This is a genomic window from Streptomyces sp. CBMA152 (assembly GCF_014596475.1).
Classification (GTDB): Bacteria; Actinomycetota; Actinomycetes; order Streptomycetales; family Streptomycetaceae; genus Streptomyces.
This window is the reverse complement of record NZ_MECJ01000029.1, coordinates 162,912-182,191: the sequence shown is the minus strand read 5'-3', so window position 1 is coordinate 182,191 and position 19,280 is coordinate 162,912. Positions and strand designations below refer to the sequence as shown.

Genomic DNA, 19,280 nt, shown 5'->3' with positions numbered 1-19,280 from the left:
GCCGACGCTACTCCGCCGCGCCCTCCGCGGCCCCGCCGCCCGCCCGTACGATCGTGATCAGCCGGTCGGTGAGCCGCAGCGGGCTGGCCTCCGCGTCGTCGTACGCGAGCAGCCGGTGTCCGCGCAGCACACTCACCGTCAGGTCCTCGGTCTCCCGGACACCGCGCCCCACCTCGCTCTTCTTCACCGGCCGCTCCACGAGGTCGAGCCCGCTGCCCTGCTGGATCAGGTCCTCCATCACCGTGCCCGCGCTCGGGCTGAGCACCGAGAGGCCGAGCAGCCGCCCCGCCGCACTCGCGCTCGTGATCACCGCGTCCGCCCCGGACTGCCGCAGCAGCGGCGCGTTCTCCTCCTCCCGCACCGCCGCGACGATCTTCGCCCCCCGGTTGAGCTGGCGTGCAGTCAGCGCGACCAGCACCGCCGTGTCGTCGCGCTGGGTGGCGATGACGATCTGACGGGCCTTCTGGAGCTCGGCCCGCAGCAGCACATCACTGCGGGTCGCGTCCCCGACGACCCCGACGAACCCCTCCGCGTTGGCCGCCTCGATCACCTTCACGCTCGGGTCGACGACCACGACCTGCTCCTTCTTGAGCCCGGTCGCACACAGTGTCTGAATCGCCGAGCGCCCCTTCGTACCGAAGCCGACGACGACAGTGTGGTCTCGCAAGTTCGCCTTCCAGCGGTTGAGCCGCCACTCCTCCCGGGTCCGCTCCGTGAGGACCTCCAGAGTCGTGCCGACCAAGATGATCAGAAAGAGCACACGCAGCGGCGTCACCAGCAGGATGTTGGTGAGCCGCGCGCTGTCGCTGTACGGAACGATGTCGCCGTAACCCGTCGTGGAGAGCGTGACGGTGGCGTAGTAGGCGGCATCGAGGAGATCGAGGGTGTCGTTGGCGTTGTCGTGGTAGCCCGCCCGGTCGATCCAGACGATGAACGTGGTCAGTATCAGCACGCTGAGCGCCATCAGCAGCCGCTTGCCGACCTGCCGCAGCGGCTTGTCCACGACCCGGCGCGGCAGCTTCACCCGCCGCGTCTCCAGCTTCTCGCCGGCCTGGCGGGCGATCGCGTCCTGGCCGGGCAGTTTCACGTGAAACACCGCCAGGATGTACGGGACTTGAGGCCGCAATCGGTACCAAGGTGCGGTGTTTCACGTGAAACACCCGTCATACGTACGGGACTTGAGGAACTTGAGGCGGGGGCGACACCACGCACGGCGCCACGGACGGCATGTTTCACGTGAAACACCCTTCGCCCGAGCCCAGTTGAGCCCAGGGAAGATCCAGCACCTCGACCTCTTGCCCGGCCCGCGCCCCGCCCGGCGCCACGACCGCGAGCCCGTCCGCCGCCGCGATCCCGCGCAGCATCGCCGGCCCGTTGTAATGCAGCGGCACGACCTGTCCCGCCCGGTGCACCACCGGCACGAGCCGGGTGTCATACGGATGCCCGTGGACCTCGTCGCGCAACTGCGCGGTGTACGGGACGGTGTGCGCGGCAGCACCCACCCGGCCCGCGAGCTCCCACAGCAGCGGCTCGGCGAGGGTGAGCAGCGCGGAAACGGCCGCGAGCGGATTGCCCGGCAGCCCGACCAGGAACTTCCCGGCACCGAGCCGGGCCAGCAGCATCGGGTGCCCCGGCCGGACGGCGACCCCGTCCACCAGCAGCTCACCACCTGCCGCCCGCAGCACGGGATGGACATGGTCGACGGGTCCGGCCGCCGTACCGCCGGTCGTCACGACCACGTCCGCCCCGGACTCGGTGACGGCGGCGAGCAGCACATTCGCGTCGTCCTTGAGCCGCTGCGTCGCGACGACCTCCGCGCCGAGCATGCGCAGCCAGGGCCCGAGCATCGGCCCGAGCGCGTCCCGGATCAGCCCTTCCTGCGGAAGCCCCTCGGCCAGTAGCTCGTCGCCGAGGACGAACACCTCGACGCGGGGCCGGGGCACGGTGCACAGCTCGTCGTACCCGGCGGCCGCCGCGAGCCCCAGCACCGCCGGGGTGACCAGCGCGGCGGCGGGCAGCAGCTGGTCGCCGGACCGGCACTCCTGCCCGCGCGGCCGGATGTCCTGCCCGGTGACGACATCCCGTTCGGCGTGGAGCAGCGACTTGGCCGCGTCCGTACGGGCGTGCTCGCTGCGGATGACGGCGGTCGCCTCGCCGGGGATACGGGCCCCGGTGGCGATCCGTACGGCCTCGCCGTCGGCGAGCGGGGCGGGCGCGGCGTGCCCGGCGAGAATGCCGTGCTCCTCGCCCCCGTCCCGGATGCGCCAGGGTCCGGGTCCGGCGACGACCCAGCCGTCCATGGCGGAGGTGTCGAAGGACGGCAGATCGGTGAGAGCGGCCAGCGGCTCGGCCAGGGTCTCGCCGAGGGCCTGCGCGAGCGGTACGCGATGGGTACGGCGAGGCGCCGAGCGTCCGGCCTGTGCGGCCGCGGCCCGGGCGTCGCCCCAGCGGGCGGCCCGGTGACGGCCCCGGGCACCGGGGGCCGGGACGGGGGCAGAGGCCGGTGTCCTGACCAGGGCAAGCGCCTCCTCCACGCCGTCGTCGACGGGCGACACGGATGAATCGGCCCCGGTCATGGGGTGGACTCACCCTTCTCGGCGGCGGCGTCAGCAACGGCCTCGGCGGCCCAGTGGTCGGCGAGGGCGGCGGCCTTGCGCGCCGCCTCGGCCACATCCGTACCCTCTCCGCCCGCCTTCGCCGCCGCGTACCCGACCAGGAAGGTGGTGAGCGGCGCGGCGGGCCGGGCCACGCCGTGCGCGGCGTCCCGGGCCAGGTCGAGCAGCACGCCGGTGTCGACGTCCAGGTCGATGCCGAGTTCGTTCTTGACTGCGGTGATCCATTCGTCCAGCACGTTCCCATGCTCCCTGATCCGGGCGCGGGCCGCCGCGATGTCCTCCCAGGTGTCGCAGTCGAAGGACGCGAGGGGTTCGGGGGCGTCGAGCCGGCCGAGGTCGAGTTCCGCCGTCAGCAGGCGCACGGGGAGCCCGCCGAGCCCCCCGTGCTCGGCCGCCAGAAGAGCGAGCTCACGACGCAGCGGCTCGGCACGGTAGACGGCGACGAGCGGCTGGACACGCCCGTCACGGTCCACACAGAGCACGCCCTCACGCTCGCCCACTTCGCTGAGCAGGGCCTCGACGGTGGGCTCACCGAGGAACGGCAGGTCGGCGGAGAGTACGAGAACGAGCGGGGCCGATGTCCGCCGAAGCCCGGCGTCGAGCGCGGCGAGGGGCCCACCACCGGGCGGATTCTCCCGGGCCCAGGAAACGGGCCGCGAGGTCGCCCGTCGCCCCCCGACCACCACGGTCTCCCCGGCCCCGGCACAGGCCGCGAGCACCCGATCGATCAGCGCCCGTCCACCCACCCGCACCCCGGGCTTGTCCACCCCGCCAAGCCGCCGAGCGGCCCCTCCGGCGAGCACGATGGCGTCATAGGGGGTCGTCATCCCAGCAGTATGCGGCGCGGGGCGCGCGAGGGGGATCCCGGACGGACCGAGCAAGCCCGAGCCAGGACGCAGGCGCGTAGCCCGCGAGTGGGCACCGGGGCGCGCGCACCTTCAGCGAAGACGCCCGGGCGCAACCCGAGCGGCTGACCAGGGGCGGGCCGCCCAACCCGCCCCCGCCGAAGTCAGCCTCCCGAAGCCGTCCCCGCCCCTACAGCGACCGCAACAGCACCGCCGGCTGCTCCACGCAGTCCGCCACGTACCGCAGGAAGCCGCCCGCCGTTCCTCCGTCACACACCCGGTGGTCGAACGTCAGCGACAGCTGGACGACCTGACGTATCGCCAGCTCACCCTGGTGCACCCACGGCTTGGCCATGATGCGGCCCACGCCGAGCATCGCCGCCTCGGGGTGGTTGATGATCGGCGTGGAGCCGTCCACCCCGAACACCCCGTAGTTGTTCAGCGTGAACGTCCCGCCGGTCAGATCCCCGGGGGTCAGCGTCCCGGCCCGGGCGGCCTCGGTGAGCCGCGCGAACTCCTTGCTGAGCGAGGCCGCGTTACGCGCGTGCGCGTCCCGCACCACCGGCACGACCAGGCCCCGCTCGGTCTGGGCGGCGAAGCCCAGATGCACCGAGGGCAGCCGGACGATCTCCCGCGCCGCCGTGTCCACCGTCGAGTTCAGCTCGGGGTAGCGATCGAGCGCGGCCGTGCAGATCCGGGCCAGCAGCGCCAGTACGGAGATCTTCGGGCCGCCCACCGCGTTCATCGCGGCCCGCGCCGCCATCAGCTCGGTCGCGTCCGCGTCGACCCAGCACGTGGCGTCCGGGATCTCGGTCCGGCTGCGCGCCAGCTTGTCGGCGACCGCGCCCCGTATCCCGCGCAGGGGTATGCGCGTCCCGGCAGCGGCGGGCTCCGCCGCCACCCGTACCGGCTCGGGCTCGGACCGCAGCGCCGACTCCACGTCGGACCGCAGGATCAGCCCGTCCGGCCCGGACCCGGTCAACTCCCGCAGATCCAGCCCGTTCTCCCGGGCCAGCTTCCGCACGAGCGGCGAGATGACCGCCACTGGTCCGCCCTCCACCGGCGCACCGGCAGCCCGGGAAACAGGCGCAGGCGAACCGGCGGGCACAGACGGCACCGCGGCGGGCGGCGCAACCGACGCGCCCACTGGCACCGGCCGCACCCGGCGCCGCCGCCGCACGGCCTCCCCCGTCCCGTACCCCACCAGCACGTTCCCGGAGTACTCCGACGACTCGGCCTCGGCCGCCTCCGCGCTCGGCTCACCGACCGCCACCGTCAACAGCGGCGCGCCTACGGGCAGTTCCGTGCCCTCCTCGCCGAACCGCGCCGTCACCACACCGCCGTACGGGCAGGGCACCTCGACCATCGCCTTGGCGGTCTCGACCTCGACGACCGGCTGGTCGATGGCGACGACGTCGCCCACCGCCACCAGCCAGCGCACGATCTCCGCCTCGGTCAGGCCCTCGCCGAGGTCCGGCAGCTTGAATTCAAGGACCTGGGCCATCAGCTCTCCGCCTCCCACTGCAGCCGCGCCACCGCGTCGAGCACCCGGTCGACACCCGGCAGATGGTGCTTCTCCAGCATCGGCGGCGGGTACGGGATGTCGAAGCCGGCGACCCGCAGCACGGGCGCCTCCAGATGGTGGAAGCAGCGCTCGGTGACCCGGGCGGCTATCTCGCCGCCGGGGCCGCCGAAGCCGGTCGCCTCATGGACGACGACCGCCCGGCCGGTGCGGCGTACCGACGCGCAGACCGTCTCGTCGTCGAAGGGCACCAGCGAGCGCAGGTCGACGACTTCGAGGTCCCAGCCCTCGGCCGTCGCCGCCTCGGCCGCCTCCAGGCAGACCGGCAGCGACGGGCCGTACGTGATGAGCGTGGCGCTGCGGCCCGGGCGGCGCACGACCGCCTTGCCTATGGGCGCCACCTGCGCCGGCGCGTCCGGCGACCAGTCGGCCTTCGACCAGTAGAGCCGCTTGGGCTCCAGGAAGACCACCGGGTCGTCGGAGGCGATGGCGGCCCGCAGCAGCCCGTACGCGTCCTCGACGGTGGCGGGCGTGACCACATGGAGCCCGGGGGTCGCCATGTAGTACGCCTCGGAGGAGTCGCTGTGGTGCTCCACGCCGCCGATGCCGCCGCCGTAGGGCACCCGCACCACCAGCGGCATCGCCATGGAGCCGCGCGTGCGGTTGCGCATCCGTGAGACATGGCTGATCAGCTGCTCGAACGCGGGATAGGCGAACGCGTCGAACTGCATCTCCACCACGGGCCGCAGCCCGTACATCGCCATGCCGACCGCCGTGCCGAGAATGCCGGCCTCGGCGAGCGGGGTGTCGGTGCAGCGGTCCTCGCCGAACTCCTTGGCGAGCCCGTCGGTGATCCGGAAGACACCGCCGAGCGCGCCCACGTCCTCCCCGAGGACATGGACCGAGGGGTCCTCGGCCATCGCGTCGCGCATGGCGCGCTGCAGCGCCTGCGCCATGGTGGCGGGCTTCGCCGCGACCGTGGTCATCGCTCCCCCTCCTCGTGCGCCGCCAGCTCCGCCCGCAACTGGGCTTCCTGTTCGCGCAGTTGGGCCGTCTTCTCGGCGTACACATGGGCGAAGAGGTCCATGGGGTCGAGCTCGGCGTCGGCGTTCATCCGCTCGCGCAGGGCGGCGGCCATCGTCTCGGCGGCCTCGGCCGCGGCCTGCTTCTCGCTGTCGTCGAGGAATCCGCGGCTGGTCAGCTCGGCCTCCAGGAGCCGGATCGGGTCGTGGTCGCGCCACGCCTCCACCTCGGCGTCGACCCGGTAGCGGGTGGCGTCGTCGGCGTTGGTGTGCGCCTCGATCCGGTAGGTCACGGCCTCGATCAGGGTGGGGCCGCCGCCGCGCCGGGCGCGCGCGACCGCGTCGGCCAGCACCTCGTGGACCGCCGCCGCGTCGTTGCCGTCGACGAGCCGGCCCGGCATGCCGTACCCGACGGCCTTGTGGGCCAGCGAGGGCGCGGCGGTCTGCTTGGCCAGCGGCACGGAGATCGCGAAGCCGTTGTTCTGCACCAGGAAGACGACCGGGGCCTGCCAGACGGCCGCGAAGTTCAGCGCCTCGTGGAAGTCGCCCTCGCTGGTGCCGCCGTCGCCGACCATGGCCAGCGCCACCACGTCGTCGCCCTTGAGCCGGGCCGCGTGCGCCAGGCCCACCGCGTGCGGGAGCTGAGTGGCCAGCGGGGTGCACAGCGGGGCGATGCGGTGCTCGTGCGGGTCGTATCCGGTGTGCCAGTCGCCGCGCAGCAGGGTAAGGGCCTGTACGGGGTCGAGCCCGCGGGCGACGGCGGCGAGGGTGTCCCGGTAGCTGGGGAAGAGCCAGTCCTGCTCCTGGAGGACCAGCGCGGCCGCGACCTCGCAGGCCTCCTGGCCGGTCGAGGAGGGGTAGACGGCGAGGCGGCCCTGCTTGGTGAGGGCGGTGGCCTGCGCGTTGTACCGCCTGCCGCGGACCAGCTCCGCGTACAGCCGCAGCATCAGGGCGCGGTCGAGCGGGGCGTCCGTGCCGAGCACGCGGTACGGCTCGGGGTCCGGGAGCAGCGGGGCGGGGTCGGTGCGGGGCCTCCAGGCAGGGGGAGGGGTGGGCCGGTAGGCGGCGGCACCGGCACCGGGCAGCTCTTGGACCGTCATGACGAAGCACCTCCTCTTGGGAGCGGAAGGAGGCACGACAGTGTGATGCGCCTCACCTACCGATTGTTCGGTCGTGAGGGCATTTTGGCTACAGGCACCGCGAGCCTGTGGACAAACGGTTCTGCACAGCCTGGGATAGAGACAGGTCGTCCATGCTAGGGAGGCGGGGGGACATGGCAGCTGAACAAATGGCCGACGAGGGCCAGAACGCGGGCGCACGGCCGCTGGACGCCGTGGACCGCGACATCCTGCGCATGCTGCAGACGGACGGTCGCGCGTCGATACGCTCCGTGGCCGAGCGGGTGCACGTCTCGCGCGCCAACGCCTACGCCCGGATCAACCGGCTCCTCGACGACGGGGTGATCCGCGGCTTCACCGCGCGCGTGGACCACGAGAGGGCGGGGCAGGGAGCGTCCGCGTACATCACGCTCAAGATCGTGCAGAACTCCTGGCGCACGGTGCGCGAACAGCTCCAGGCACTGCCGGGCGCCGCCCATATCGCCCTGGTCAGCGGCGACTTCGACGTACTGCTCCTGGTGCACTCGCCGGACAACCGGGCGCTGCGCGAACTGGTGCTGACCAAGCTCCAGTCGATCCCCGAGGTCCTGTCCACGCGTACGTTGCTGGTCTTCGAGGAGACCGACCTGGACCCCGGCCCCGGCGCGCCCTAGGTGCAGTGCTTCTTGAGGAAGGCGAGCACCGTCGCCCAGTTCTTGGCGTCGTCGAGCAGCGAAACCCCGTGGTCGGCAACGCCCTTGAGCTCGTAGAGCTTGTTCTCCGGCGCCTTGGTGCTCGCCTTGCTGAGCTGCACCGCCGCGTCACCGAACGGGCTGTCGTCCGCGCCCGCCATGTAGAGCACGGGCGAGGTGAGCTTGGGAGCGGCCGCCAGCGCGTCGTCGGCTCCGTACGCGGTGGGTCCGGAGAGCGAGACGACCGCGTCGGGCCTCGGCTCCAGCACGGTGGCCGCCTGGACCACGGCGGTGCCGCCCTTGGAGGCGCCCATCAGGAGCAGCTTCCAGGCGCCCTTGGCGCGCAGATAGGCGGCCGCCCCCTTGACCTCGGCGACGTCGTCCCCGGTGGAGTTCACGGCGAGCACCTGGAAGCCCGCCCTGCCCAGCTCGACGGCCTTGTCCTTCCACTGGCAGACGTTGCCGTCGGCCTGGTGCGCGAGCACGATCCCCGTGTTGCCGTGCCCCGTGAAGAATCCGGCCGTCGCGGCCCCGTCCGTGGCCTTGAAGACGACCGAGCCCGACTTCGCCTGCTCGGGTGTCAGACAGCCGAAGTCGTCGCCCTTCTTAAGAGAAGGGGCCGCTTGCGGGGACACGGTCGCCTGCCCGTTCACCGTCTTGTTCGGGGCCGTGTGCTTGTCGCCGCCCCCGGAGCAGCCGGACACCGTCAGCCCCATGAGCAGCGTCACGGTGCAGAGGGAGACAGCGGCAGCACGGCCGTCCACGGCATTCATGACCGTGGATGGTGATCTGGATCTACCGGACAGTCAACGGTCCGCGCACGTCAGGGACGGTTGCGCAGCCCGTCGAAGGCCATGTGGACGATGGCCTCGGTGACCTGGGCGCGGTCCGCCTCGCCGTCGCGCTGCGGCCGGTACCACTCCACCAGCGAGTTCACCATGCCGAACAGCAGCCGGGTGGCCAGGCGTATGTCCATGTCGGAGCGGAGGTCCCCGTCCGCGGCGGCGGCCTTGAGCAGGTCGGAGACCCGCTGGTCGAACTCCCGGCGGCGCTCCATCGCCCAGCGCTCGGTCTTGGTGTTGCCGCGTACACGCAGCAGCAGCGTGACGTACGGAACCTCCGCCATCAGCACCTCGACCGTACGGCGGGTGACGTACTCGACCCGCTCGATCGCGCGCCCGCGCGTGGCCCCCGGCTCGTCGAGAACGGCGAACAGGCCGTCGATGGCCCGACTGACGGCCCGCCGCAGCAGCTCCTCCTTGCCGGAGACATGGTGGTAGATCGACGACTTGGAGATCCCCGCCGCCTTGGACAGGTGCTCCATCGAGGTGCCGTCGTAGCCGCGCTCGTTGAAGACCCGCACGGCGACCGTGAGCAGCGTCTCCGGGGTGTACGTGTCCCGCTTGGCGGTGGTCATGAGGCGGTCTCCTCGCCGTTGCTGTACGACTGCCGGTAGAGCGCGAGCGAGGGGGCATAGCGCCCTCCGGGGCAGCGCTGGTGCAGGGCACAGAGCAGGTCGTACGCCCAGTCCCGGCCGAGCCTGCGGTTCCACTCGACGGGCCCCAGCGGGTAGTTGACGCCGAGGCGCATCGCGGTGTCGACGTCCTCGGCCGAGGCGACGCCCCGGGCGACCGCGTCGGCCGCGAGGTCCGCGAGCATCGCGACCGTACGGGCGACGATCATGCCCGGTACGTCGCCGATGACGCTGACCTTCTTGCCCAGCTTCTGGAAGAGCCCCACGGCTTCGGCCACCGCGCGCGTGGAGGTGTCCTCGCTGGCGGAGAGCGCGATACGGGTGGCGCCCCGGTAGTCGAGGGCGAGGTCGAAGTAGACGACGTCCGCGTACTCCACTGAGGTGCGCCCATCCGCCGGGACGAGCTGGCCGTCGCCCGGCAAGGCGATGTAGGGGCCGCCCGACTCGACCGTCTTCACGTCGATACCGGCTTCGCGCATCATGGCGACGAGCTCGGCGGCGGGACCGAGGTCGCCGACGACGGTCACGGCCGCGGGGGCCTCGGCGGGCTCGGCGGTGTGCGGCTCGGGCCGTACGGCGCCCTCCCCGTACGCGTACCAGCCGCGCCCGCTCTTGCGGCCGTGCAGCCCCGACTCGACAAGTCGGCGCTGGGCCAGTGACGGGGTGAACTTGGGGCTGTGGAAGAAGGACTCCCACACGGAGCGGGTGACCGCCTCGTTGACGTCCTGGCCGATCAGGTCGGTCAGCTCGAAGGGCCCCATCGCGAAGCCGCCGCTCTCGCGCAGCACGGCGTCGATGGTGGCCGGGTCCGCGCCGCGCTCCTCGTAGACCGCGAAGGCCTCGGCGTAGAAGGGCCGGGCGATGCGGTTGACCAGGAATCCGGGGGTATCGGCGCAGCGCACCGGCGTCTTGCCCCACGCCTTCGCCGTCTCGTACGCGCCCGTGGCGGCCGCCTCGTCCGTGGCGAAGCCGCTGACCACCTCGACGAGGGGGAGCAGCGGCGCCGGGTTGAAGAAGTGCAGCCCGACGAACCGGCCCGGGTGGCGCAGGGCTCCCGCGACGGCCGTCACCGACAGGGACGAGGTGTTGGTGGCGAGCAGGCAGTCCTCGGCGACGATGTCCTCCAGCGCCGCGAACAGCTCCTGCTTGATGGGCAGTTGCTCCAGCACCGCCTCGACGACCAGTGCGGCGTCCGCGAGCTCGCTCAGCGCGCCGGCCGGGTGCAGCCGGCCCACGGCGGCGTCGCGGTCGGCCGATGCGATCCGGCCTTTCTCGACGAGCCGGTCGAGCCGGGCGGCGATGGCGTCGGCGGCCTCCTGCGCCCGGCCCGGGACTGCGTCGTACAGCCGCACCGGGTGGCCTGCCACCAGCGCGACCTGCGCGATGCCCTGCCCCATGGTCCCGGTGCCGACGACGGCGACGGCCCTGTTCGGCCCGATGGCCCGGCTCTCTTCGATGGCGGTCATGACGCGATCCTCCCCGATGAGTTATCCACAGGTTCGACGGACCCCCTTGTCCCGACCGATCGTTCGGTTACTCTAACTCTGTCCGCCCGTCCCTGCCCAGCTCGAAGAGGAGTTGGTCCGTATGGCCGCCCAGCTCAGCCCCCAGCAGCTCACCGAGACCCACCGGACCACGCTCGACCAGGCGCTCGAAGCGATCCGCACGCGTGCGTACTGGTCACCGCACCCCGAGCACCCCAAGGCGTACGAGAACGACGGCAAGGCCGCTTTCGACGCGCTGCTGGGCACCCGGTTCGACCTGGACCAGCCCGGCACCGACGACTGGACGGGCGCCGAAGTCTCCCCGTACGGCATCGAGTTGGGCATCACGTATCCGCACCCGGACCTGGACGTGCTGCTGCCCGCGATGAAGGCCGGCATGGGCGCCTGGCGCGACGCCGGTCCCGAGACGCGGGCCCTGGTCTGTGTGGAGATCCTGGCCCGCATCGGCGCCCGCACGCCCGAGCTCGCGCACACGGTCATGCACACCAGCGGGCAGGCCTTCATGATGGCCTTCCAGGCGGGCGGACCGCACGCGCAGGACCGCGGCCTGGAGGCGGTGGCGTACGCGTACCAGGAGCAGACCCGCACCCCGTCGGGCGCGGCCCCCTGGTCCAAGCCGCAGGGCAAGCGGGACCCGCTGGAGCTGAGCAAGACGTTCGTCCCGGCCGCGCGCGGCATCGCGCTGATGATCGGCTGCAACACCTTCCCGACGTGGAACGGCTACCCGGGCCTGTTCGCCTCCCTGGCCACCGGCAACGCGGTCCTGGTCAAGCCCCACCCGCGCGCGGTGCTCCCGCTCGCACTCACCGTCAAGATCGCCCGCACCGTCCTCGCGGAAGCGGGCTTCGACCCGAACCTGGTCGCGCTGGCCGCTGAGCGCCCGGGCGAGGGCATCGCCAAGACCCTGGCCGTCCGCCCCGAGATCAAGATCATCGACTACACGGGCTCCACGGCGTTCGGCGACTGGCTGGAGGCCAACGCCCGCCAGGCGCAGGTCTACACCGAGAAGGCGGGCGTCAACACGGTCGTCGTCGACTCGACCGACGACTACAAGGGCATGCTCTCCAACCTGGCCTTCTCCCTGTCCCTGTACAGCGGCCAGATGTGCACCACCCCGCAGAACCTGCTGATCCCGCGCGACGGGATCACCACGGACACGGGTGACAAGTCCTACGACGAGGTGGTGGCCGACCTCGCCGCCTCCGTGGGCGGGCTGCTCGGCGACGACGCGCGCGCCAACGCGCTGCTCGGCGCGCTGGTCAACCCCGATGTGAAGCAGCGCCTGGACGCGGCCCCCGGCCTCGGCGAAGTCGCCCTGGCCTCCCGGGAGATCAGCAACCCGGACTTCCCGGACGCGGTGGTGCGTACGCCCGTCATCGTCAAGCAGGACGGCGCACGCAAGCAGTGGGAGGGGCCCGACACGGACGCCGCCTACCTGTCCGAGTGCTTCGGACCGGTCTCCTTCGCGGTGGCGGTCGACTCCACGGCCGACGCGCTGGAGCTGCTGCGGCGCACGGTGCGCGACAAGGGCGCGATGACGGTCGGCGCGTACACCACGTCGCGGGAGGTGGAGCGGGCGGTCGAGGAGGTCTGCCTGGAGGAGTCCGCCCAGCTCTCCCTGAACCTGACGGGCGGGGTCTACGTCAACCAGACGGCGGCGTTCTCCGACTTCCACGGCTCGGGCGGCAACCCGGCGGCGAACGCGGCACTGTGCGACGCGGCGTTCGTGGCCAACCGCTTCCGCGTGGTGGAAGTCCGCAGGCAGGCGTGAGGCGGGCCCGGGCCCGGCTCTCTCAGCCGGTCGGGCCCGGGATCTCGGCGTAGCGCTGGATCCACGCGTGCATGGCGATCGCCGCGGCCGCGCCCGCGTTGATCGACCGGGTCGAGCCGAACTGGGCGATCGAGCACACCGCGGACGCGTGCTCGCGTGCCTGCTCGGTCAGGCCCGGCCCCTCCTGCCCGAACAGCAGCACACACCGCCGGGGCAGCTCGGTCCGTTCCAGGGGCACGGCGCCGGGCAGGTTGTCGATCCCGATGATCGGCAGCCCCTGCTCCGCCGCCCACTTCGTCAGCGACTCGGTGTCGGGGTGGTGGCGCACATGCTGGTAGCGGTCGGTGACCATGGCGCCGCGCCGGTTCCAGCGACGACGCCCCACGATGTGGATCTCCTTCGCCAGGAAGGCGTTGGCGGTCCGTACGACGGAGCCGATGTTGAAGTCGTGGCCCCAGTTCTCCACGGCGACATGGAAGTCGTGCCGCCGAGTGTCCAGGTCCGCGACGATCGCCTCGCGCGTCCAGTACCGGTAGGCGTCGACGACATTGCGCCGGTCGCCGTGCGCGAGCAGCTCCGGGTCGTAGCGCTCCCCCTCCGGCCAGGGCAGCGGATGCGGCCCGACGCCGACCTCGGGCGCGAACCCGTCGTCGTACTGAGCGGGCTCGTCCGCACGGGCCTGGTCCGAGGGGGAAGGGCTGGGGCTGTTCTCGCTGCTCACGCCACGAGCGTACGGGGCCGCGGCTCCTCCTCCGTACGCCCCTGCTGAGCCGCTCGGGCAGGCAGCCTCTCGCGCAGCCGGGCGACACGGCCGCCGAGCCAGCGCAGGAAACCGGTCGGCAGGAAGACCGCGTCCGCCGCGATCATCGCCAGCGAGAAGAACGGCAGCCCGAGCAGCAGGGCGATCCCCGCGTGCTCCATCATCATCGCCACCAGCAGGACGTTCTTGACCCGCCGGTTGAAGAGCGTGAACGGGAACGCCACCTGGACGGCGACCGTTCCGTAGGTGAGCAGCATGACGATCAGTCCGCTGCCGCCGAGCACGTCGGACAGCGCGGGCCACGGCGAGAAGTAGTCCAGGTGCAGCGGGTAGTAGAGCGCGGTGCCGTCCTGCCAGCGCGAACCCTGGATCTTGTACCAGCCGGCGGTCGCGTAGATCAGGCAGACCTCCGCCATGATCACCACCATGGTGGCGTTGTGCGCGAGGTTCGCGACGACGTCCAGGAGGGCGCGCGGCTCACCTTGGGTGTACCGGTTCGCCGCCCACCACAGCGCCTGGGCCGTCCACAGACCCCAGAAGATCAGCAGCCAGCCCCAGCCCGCGTCGGCAAGGAGAGTGACCGCGGCGAGCGCCACCCCGAGCACCACCCACAGCACCGGCCCCACCCGGTCCGGCACGCTCTCGCCGGTCTCGGCACGGCGGGCGGCGGCGCGGCGCAGGCGCCGGGCGTCCAGCGACCAGACCTGCGCGCAGCGCGTCAGGACCAGATAGATCGCCATGAGGTGGATGACGTTGTCGCCGCCGTCCCCCATGAAGACGGACCGATTCTGCAGCGACAGCACGCCCACCATGAACAGCACGGACATGGTGCGGGTGCGCCAGCCAAGCATCATCAGCGCGCTGGACACCACGGCGACGGCGTACACGATCTCGAACCAGACCGTGCTGTCGGTCCACAGCAGCGCCGTGAAGGCGTGGTTGCCGGAGACGAGCTTCTGGGCCATGTCCCAGCTCCACGGCCCGTCGGGACCGTACAGCTCACGGCGGTGCGGCAGCTCGCGCAGCAGGAACAGCAGCCAGGTCGCGGAGAACCCGATCCGCACGACCGCGCTCTGATACGGGCCCAGAGCGGCGCCGGTGACCCGCCGCAGGGCGAGGGCGGCCTTGCTCTCGGGGACGGGGAGAAGCTGCGGTGACGTAGGGGACGCATGCGGCGACTGTGGAGCCTGCGGCGCGGGGGACGGATGGGGCGCACGGGGCGCTGGAGTGCTCATCGGCTCACTCATCGAGTCGCTCTTCGGCTCACTCATCGGCTGGCTTCCGTCCGTGCGTCGCCGGCCCCGGCGCCGGCCGGGAGATCGGCGGGGGTCACGGTCCACCAGGGGACGACCCGGTAGTACGGCCGGGTGTCGATCTTCTCGTCGCTCCACCGCGGAGCCTTCACGGACGTCGTCACGGACCTGACCTGTACACGGTCGACGGTGCCGCCGTCACGGTGCGCGCCGAGGCGGAGCATCACGATCCGGTGGATGTAGCGCTCGGAGAGCTCGCCGCGCAGGCCGTTGGGCTTGTTGTCGTCGGTGTGGGAGGTCACGAAGAACTCCCAGCCCCGGCGCAGTTCGTTCTGCTGGGTGTGGCTCGGGAGCGGGTTGCTGCGGATGCCGGAGCCGTCCATCGCCGACAGATCGATCCACCCGGTCGTCTTGCGCGTCCCGTCCGGCATCATGATCTCGGCCCGCGCCTGGACCGCGATGTTCTGCTGGAGCGGGTTGGGCGCGAAAAGCTTCCAGTTCTGCTCGAACTCGGGATAGATCCAGTCGTCGACGACCTTGCCGTGCTGCTTCGTGACCGTATTGGACGGCGCGACATGCAGAAACACCATCGCGATGTGGACGACCGCGACAACCGCGACGAGAGCGAGCGCGAGAGCGCCCACGATCTGGTACGGGAGGGACAGCGCGGCGATGCCACGGCCGGGGACGCCGGGCTCGGTGATCTCCGGAACATCGGACGGCGTCACGTTTTCGCTGCTCAGACGGGGTTCGGCGGCCTCGGCGCCGACGGCTGACCCGGCGTTTTCGGCAGCGGGCTCCGGTGGGCGGGGCTGCCCCTCCTGGCCCGACACGTCCTTCTCGTCGTACGAATCCATCCCGCCCCGATCCCGGTCGGCTCCACTGGGTTATCCACAGGGTTGACACCCTACGGGCCGTCGACTCACCATTGAAGTCAATGAACCGAACGATCGGTCGGGAGCGAGTGGCCCGGCGGACCGCCCGCAATCGACAGCTCGGCAGGGGGCTCGGATGACGGCAGTGACCGCGGAGACCGGCACGAACACGCACGGCTCACAGACGGCGGACGACAAGGACACGGCGGTGTACGCGGCGGCGTTCGACGCGGCCGTGGCCGCCGACGAGCGCATCGAGCCGCGCGACTGGATGCCCGACGCCTACCGGGCCTCGCTGGTCCGCCAGATAGCGCAGCACGCCCACTCCGAGATCATCGGCATGCAGCCCGAGTCCAACTGGATCACCCGCGCGCCCTCGCTGCGCCGCAAGGCGATCCTCATGGCCAAGGTGCAGGACGAGGCGGGCCACGGGCTGTACCTGTACAGCGCGGCCGAAACGCTCGGCGTGAGCCGCGACGAGCTGCTCGACAAGCTCCATTCGGGCCGCCAGAAATACTCGTCGATCTTCAACTACCCCACCCTGACCTGGGCGGACGTCGGTGCCATCGGCTGGCTGGTGGACGGCGCCGCGATCACCAACCAGGTCCCGCTCTGCCGCTGCTCCTACGGGCCGTACGCACGGGCGATGGTCCGCGTCTGCAAGGAGGAGTCCTTCCACCAGCGCCAGGGCTACGAACTGCTCCTCGCCCTCTCCCAGGGCACCGGGGAACAGCACGCCATGGCGCAGGACGCGGTGGACCGCTGGTGGTGGCCGTCGCTGATGATGTTCGGCCCGCCGGACGACGAGTCGTCGCACTCCGTGCAGTCCATGGCCTGGAAGATCAAGCGGCACTCCAACGACGAGCTGCGCCAGCGCTTCGTCGACATCTGCGTCCCCCAGGCCGAGGCACTGGGCCTCACCCTCCCCGACCCCGACCTGCGGTGGAACGAGGAGCGGGGACACCACGACTTCGGGACGATCGACTGGACCGAGTTCTGGGACGTCCTCAAGGGCAACGGCCCCTGCAACGAGCAGCGACTCACCCAGCGCCGCCGCGCCCACGAAGAAGGCGCCTGGGTCAGGGACGCGGCAGCCGCGTACGCAACGAAGCACAGCAACGGGGAGGCAACGGCATGAGCAGTACACACGACTGGCCGCTGTGGGAGGTGTTCGTGCGCTCGCGCCGCGGGCTGTCCCACACCCACGCCGGAAGCCTGCACGCCCCCGACGCCCAGATGGCCCTGCGCAACGCGCGCGATCTCTACACCCGCCGGTCCGAGGGCGTCTCGATCTGGGTGGTGCCGTCCACCGCGGTCACCGCCTCCTCCCCCGACGAGAAGGACTCCTTCTTCGAGCCGGCCGGTGACAAGCCCTACCGCCACCCGACGTTCTACGAGATCCCGGAAGGGGTGAAGCACCTGTGACGACCTCGGCGAAGGCCACGAACACGGCGCCGACGGCCACCACCGCGCACCCCGCCGCGCTGCCGCTCGGCGACGACGCCCTGGTGCTCTCGCACCGGCTGGGGGAGTGGGCCGGACACGCCCCCGTCCTCGAAGAGGAGGTCGCGCTGGCGAACATCGCGCTCGACCTGCTCGGGCAGGCCCGGGTGCTCCTCTCCCTGGTGGGCGACGAGGACGAGCTGGCGTATCTGCGCGAGGAGCGGGCGTTTCGCAACCTCCAGCTGGTCGAGCAGCCGAACGGCGACTTCGCGCACACCATCGCCCGCCAGCTCTACTTCTCGACGTATCAGAAGCTGCTCTACGGACAGCTGGCCGCAGGCGACAGCGAGCTCGCCGGGCTCGCCGCGAAGGCGGTCAAGGAAGTCGCCTACCACCAGGACCACGCCGAACAGTGGACCCTGCGCCTGGGCGACGGCACCGACGAGAGCCACCAGCGGATGCAGCAGGCGTGCGAAGCGCTGTGGCGGTTCACCGGCGAGATGTTCCAGCCGCTCGACGGCGTCGACATCGACTGGCGGGAGACCGAAGCGACCTGGCTCGCCTCCGTCACCGCGGTGCTCCAGCGGGCCACACTGACCGTCCCCGAAGGGCCGAGGAGCGGTGCCTGGGCCGCCGGAGCCGGCCGCCAGGGCCTGCACACCGAGCCGTTCGGGCGGATGCTCGCCGAAATGCAGCACCTGCACCGCAGCCACCCGGGGGCGACATGGTGACCGGCACGGCCACGGCTGAAATGACACCGCTGGAACAGGAACTGGCCCGGCTCGCCGGCTCGGTCCCCGACCCGGAACTGCCCGTGCTCACCCTGGCGGAACTGGGCGTACTGCGCGGCGTACACCTGGAAGGGCCCGGCAAGGTCACCGTCCAGCTGACCCCCACCTACACCGGCTGCCCGGCCATCGAAGCGATGTCCAGCGACATCGAGCAGGTCCTGCACGAGAACGGGATACCGGACGTCTCCGTCGTCCGCGTTCTGTCCCCCGCCTGGTCGACGGACGACATCAGCGCCGAAGGCCGCCGCAAGCTCGCGGAGTTCGGAATAGCGCCGCCCCGGCCCCACACGGCCGAAGGGCCGGTCGCGCTCACCCTGAGCGTGCGCTGCCCGAACTGCGGCTCCACCGACACCGAACAGCTGAGCCGGTTCTCCTCCACCGCGTGCAAGGCACTGCGCCGCTGCGTGAGCTGCCGCGAACCGTTCGACCACTTCAAGGAGTTGTAGATGTTCCATCCACTCCGGGTGAGCGAGGTCGAACGGCTCACGGACGACTCGGTGACCGTCACCTTCGACGTGCCGCCGGAGCTGCGCGAGGCCTACCGCCACCGTCCGGGCCAGCACCTCGCCCTGCGCCGCATAGTCGAGGGCGAGGAGATCCGCCGCACGTACTCGATCTGCGCACCCGCCGTGGAGCACCCGGCTCCGCCCGTACTGCGCGTGGGTATCCGCCTGGTCGAGGGCGGCGAGTTCTCCACGTACGCCTTCAAAGAACTCGCCGTGGGCGACGTCGTCGACGTCATGGAGCCGATGGGCCGCTTCATCCTGGAGCCGCGCGCCGGGTACTTCGTGGCCGTCGTCGGCGGCAGCGGCATCACCCCGGTCCTGTCGATCGCCACGACACTGCTGGAGCGCGAACCGCAGGCCCGGTTCTGCCTCATACGCAGCGACCGCACCGTCGCGTCCACCATGTTCCTGGAGGAGACGGCCGACCTGAAGGACCGCTTCCCCGACCGGTTCCAGCTGGTCAACGCCCTCTCCCGGGAAGAGCAGCAGTCAGGTCTGCCGTCCGGACGGCTCGACCAGGAACGGCTCACCGAGCTGCTGCCCGCGCTGCTCCCCGTGGACGAGGTCGACGGCTGGTACCTGTGCGGACCGTTCGGCCTGGTCCAGGCGGCAGAGCGGGCCCTGCGCGGACTGGGTGTGGCACGGGGCCGGATCCACGAGGAGATCTTCCACGTCGACGAGGCACCGGTGCAGAGCACGGCCGCGGCATCGGCTCCGGCGCACGCCACCCTGACCGCGACCCTCCACGGCCGCTCCGGCACCTGGCCGGTCCAGGAGGGCGAGAAGCTGCTGGACACGGTGCTGCGCGCCCGCGCGGACGCCCCGTACGCCTGCAAGGGCGGGGTGTGCGGGACCTGCCGGGCGTTCCTGGTCTCGGGCGAGGTGCGGATGGACCGCAACTTCGCGCTGGAGGAGGACGAGACGGAGGCGGGCTATGTGCTGGCCTGCCAGTCTCATCCGGCTACCAAGGAAGTGGAGTTGGACTTCGATAGGTGAGGGGGGAGGGGTTGGGGGGGACGGGGTGGGGCCGGGGGGGAGGGGGAGGCCCCCCAGGTTCTGCTCAGCATTCCGCGGCCTCAACATTCCGTGGCCCCCGCATTCCAATCCGC

19 protein-coding genes are annotated in these 19,280 nt (G+C 71.6%); 7 read left to right on the top strand and 12 right to left on the bottom strand.

Annotated elements, in window-relative coordinates; genetic code table 11:
• Positions 1-7: 7 nt before the first annotated feature.
• From BG418_RS27850 to pdhA, 6 genes are all read right to left on the bottom strand, one after another.
• Complete coding sequence (locus tag BG418_RS27850; protein ID WP_188277242.1) at positions 8-1,087, bottom strand: TrkA family potassium uptake protein; 1,080 nt, start codon at positions 1,085-1,087, stop codon at positions 8-10.
• Between the two features lie 145 nt (positions 1,088-1,232).
• A complete protein-coding gene (locus tag BG418_RS27845; RefSeq protein WP_188276751.1) occupies positions 1,233-2,576 on the bottom strand; it encodes a molybdopterin molybdotransferase MoeA in 1,344 nt (447 codons plus the stop codon).
• Complete coding sequence (locus tag BG418_RS27840) at positions 2,573-3,442, bottom strand: NTP transferase domain-containing protein (protein ID WP_188276750.1); 870 nt, start codon at positions 3,440-3,442, stop codon at positions 2,573-2,575. Before BG418_RS27840 ends, BG418_RS27845 begins: the two co-directional genes overlap by 4 nt.
• 208 nt (positions 3,443-3,650) lie before the next feature.
• On the bottom strand, positions 3,651-4,964 hold the full coding sequence (locus BG418_RS27835) for a dihydrolipoamide acetyltransferase family protein (protein ID WP_188276749.1): 1,314 nt from the start codon (positions 4,962-4,964) through the stop codon (positions 3,651-3,653).
• On the bottom strand, positions 4,964-5,968 hold the full coding sequence (locus BG418_RS27830; protein ID WP_188276748.1) for an alpha-ketoacid dehydrogenase subunit beta: 1,005 nt from the start codon (positions 5,966-5,968) through the stop codon (positions 4,964-4,966). The genes BG418_RS27835 and BG418_RS27830 overlap by 1 nt, the downstream gene beginning before the upstream one ends.
• Positions 5,965-7,104 carry a pyruvate dehydrogenase (acetyl-transferring) E1 component subunit alpha gene (gene pdhA / locus BG418_RS27825; RefSeq protein WP_188276747.1) on the bottom strand — a complete coding sequence of 380 codons (1,140 nt, stop codon included), beginning with the start codon at positions 7,102-7,104 and terminating at the stop codon, positions 5,965-5,967. The genes BG418_RS27830 and pdhA overlap by 4 nt, the downstream gene beginning before the upstream one ends.
• Positions 7,105-7,277: 173 nt before the next feature.
• Between pdhA and BG418_RS27820 the strand changes: the two genes are divergently transcribed.
• Entirely contained in the window at positions 7,278-7,775 is a 498-nt protein-coding gene (locus tag BG418_RS27820; RefSeq protein ID WP_188276746.1) for an Lrp/AsnC family transcriptional regulator, read from the top strand.
• Here BG418_RS27820 and BG418_RS27815 read toward each other — a convergent pair.
• The 3 genes from BG418_RS27815 to BG418_RS27805 are packed head-to-tail and all read right to left on the bottom strand — an operon-like array spanning position 7,772 to position 10,733.
• On the bottom strand, positions 7,772-8,566 hold the full coding sequence (locus BG418_RS27815; RefSeq protein ID WP_188276745.1) for a S9 family peptidase: 795 nt from the start codon (positions 8,564-8,566) through the stop codon (positions 7,772-7,774). The genes BG418_RS27820 and BG418_RS27815 overlap by 4 nt on opposite strands.
• 50 nt (positions 8,567-8,616) lie before the next feature.
• Positions 8,617-9,210 carry a TetR/AcrR family transcriptional regulator gene (locus tag BG418_RS27810; protein WP_188276744.1) on the bottom strand — a complete coding sequence of 198 codons (594 nt, stop codon included), beginning with the start codon at positions 9,208-9,210 and terminating at the stop codon, positions 8,617-8,619.
• Positions 9,207-10,733, bottom strand: a complete 1,527-nt coding sequence (locus tag BG418_RS27805) for a 3-hydroxyacyl-CoA dehydrogenase (protein WP_188276743.1) — start codon at positions 10,731-10,733, stop codon at positions 9,207-9,209. Before BG418_RS27805 ends, BG418_RS27810 begins: the two co-directional genes overlap by 4 nt.
• A gap of 121 nt (positions 10,734-10,854) precedes the next feature.
• Between BG418_RS27805 and paaN the strand changes: the two genes are divergently transcribed.
• Positions 10,855-12,543 carry a phenylacetic acid degradation protein PaaN gene (paaN, locus tag BG418_RS27800; RefSeq protein WP_188276742.1) on the top strand — a complete coding sequence of 563 codons (1,689 nt, stop codon included), beginning with the start codon at positions 10,855-10,857 and terminating at the stop codon, positions 12,541-12,543.
• 22 nt (positions 12,544-12,565) lie between these two features.
• On the opposite strand, the gene BG418_RS27795 is transcribed toward paaN, so the two are convergent.
• From BG418_RS27795 to BG418_RS27785, 3 genes are read right to left on the bottom strand one after another with little or no spacing between them, the layout of a single operon-like run.
• Entirely contained in the window at positions 12,566-13,264 is a 699-nt protein-coding gene (locus tag BG418_RS27795; RefSeq protein WP_188276741.1) for a TrmH family RNA methyltransferase, read from the bottom strand.
• Positions 13,261-14,574, bottom strand: coding sequence for an HTTM domain-containing protein (locus tag BG418_RS27790; RefSeq protein ID WP_399000532.1), 1,314 nt, complete (start codon positions 14,572-14,574; stop codon positions 13,261-13,263). Before BG418_RS27790 ends, BG418_RS27795 begins: the two co-directional genes overlap by 4 nt.
• Positions 14,571-15,413, bottom strand: a complete 843-nt coding sequence (locus BG418_RS27785) for a DUF5819 family protein (RefSeq protein ID WP_188276740.1) — start codon at positions 15,411-15,413, stop codon at positions 14,571-14,573. Before BG418_RS27785 ends, BG418_RS27790 begins: the two co-directional genes overlap by 4 nt.
• Positions 15,414-15,567: 154 nt before the next feature.
• On the opposite strand from BG418_RS27785, the gene paaA reads away from it, so the two are divergent.
• Genes paaA through BG418_RS27760 form a run of 5 tightly spaced genes read left to right on the top strand, consistent with a single transcriptional unit; the run spans position 15,568 to position 19,167 of the window.
• Positions 15,568-16,569, top strand: coding sequence for a 1,2-phenylacetyl-CoA epoxidase subunit PaaA (gene paaA / locus BG418_RS27780; protein WP_188276739.1), 1,002 nt, complete (start codon positions 15,568-15,570; stop codon positions 16,567-16,569).
• Positions 16,566-16,856 (top strand): 1,2-phenylacetyl-CoA epoxidase subunit PaaB, encoded by a 291-nt coding sequence (paaB, locus tag BG418_RS27775; RefSeq protein WP_188276738.1) that lies wholly within the window; start codon positions 16,566-16,568, stop codon positions 16,854-16,856. Before paaA ends, paaB begins: the two co-directional genes overlap by 4 nt.
• A complete protein-coding gene (gene paaC, locus BG418_RS27770; protein WP_188276737.1) occupies positions 16,853-17,605 on the top strand; it encodes a 1,2-phenylacetyl-CoA epoxidase subunit PaaC in 753 nt (250 codons plus the stop codon). Before paaB ends, paaC begins: the two co-directional genes overlap by 4 nt.
• The gene (paaD, locus tag BG418_RS27765) at positions 17,599-18,111 is read left to right on the top strand and encodes a 1,2-phenylacetyl-CoA epoxidase subunit PaaD (protein ID WP_188276736.1); all 513 of its coding nucleotides are present in this window, start codon (positions 17,599-17,601) and stop codon (positions 18,109-18,111) included. Before paaC ends, paaD begins: the two co-directional genes overlap by 7 nt.
• Entirely contained in the window at positions 18,112-19,167 is a 1,056-nt protein-coding gene (locus BG418_RS27760; RefSeq protein ID WP_188276735.1) for a 2Fe-2S iron-sulfur cluster-binding protein, read from the top strand.
• The last annotated feature ends 113 nt before the right edge of the window (positions 19,168-19,280 follow it).

Coding starts and splice junctions, on each gene's coding strand:
- BG418_RS27845 (WP_188276751.1), bottom strand. CDS start 2,576: ATGACCGGGGCCGATTCATCCGTGTCGCCCGTCGACGACGGCGTGGAG.
- BG418_RS27840 (WP_188276750.1), bottom strand. CDS start 3,442: ATGACGACCCCCTATGACGCCATCGTGCTCGCCGGAGGGGCCGCTCGG.
- BG418_RS27835 (WP_188276749.1), bottom strand. CDS start 4,964: ATGGCCCAGGTCCTTGAATTCAAGCTGCCGGACCTCGGCGAGGGCCTG.
- BG418_RS27830 (WP_188276748.1), bottom strand. CDS start 5,968: ATGACCACGGTCGCGGCGAAGCCCGCCACCATGGCGCAGGCGCTGCAG.
- pdhA (WP_188276747.1), bottom strand. CDS start 7,104: ATGACGGTCCAAGAGCTGCCCGGTGCCGGTGCCGCCGCCTACCGGCCC.
- BG418_RS27820 (WP_188276746.1), top strand. CDS start 7,278: ATGGCAGCTGAACAAATGGCCGACGAGGGCCAGAACGCGGGCGCACGG.
- BG418_RS27815 (WP_188276745.1), bottom strand. CDS start 8,566: ATGAATGCCGTGGACGGCCGTGCTGCCGCTGTCTCCCTCTGCACCGTG.
- BG418_RS27810 (WP_188276744.1), bottom strand. CDS start 9,210: ATGACCACCGCCAAGCGGGACACGTACACCCCGGAGACGCTGCTCACG.
- BG418_RS27805 (WP_188276743.1), bottom strand. CDS start 10,733: ATGACCGCCATCGAAGAGAGCCGGGCCATCGGGCCGAACAGGGCCGTC.
- paaN (WP_188276742.1), top strand. CDS start 10,855: ATGGCCGCCCAGCTCAGCCCCCAGCAGCTCACCGAGACCCACCGGACC.
- BG418_RS27790 (WP_399000532.1), bottom strand. CDS start 14,574: ATGAGTGAGCCGAAGAGCGACTCGATGAGTGAGCCGATGAGCACTCCA.
- BG418_RS27785 (WP_188276740.1), bottom strand. CDS start 15,413: ATGGATTCGTACGACGAGAAGGACGTGTCGGGCCAGGAGGGGCAGCCC.
- paaA (WP_188276739.1), top strand. CDS start 15,568: ATGACGGCAGTGACCGCGGAGACCGGCACGAACACGCACGGCTCACAG.
- paaB (WP_188276738.1), top strand. CDS start 16,566: ATGAGCAGTACACACGACTGGCCGCTGTGGGAGGTGTTCGTGCGCTCG.
- paaD (WP_188276736.1), top strand. CDS start 17,599: ATGGTGACCGGCACGGCCACGGCTGAAATGACACCGCTGGAACAGGAA.
- BG418_RS27760 (WP_188276735.1), top strand. CDS start 18,112: ATGTTCCATCCACTCCGGGTGAGCGAGGTCGAACGGCTCACGGACGAC.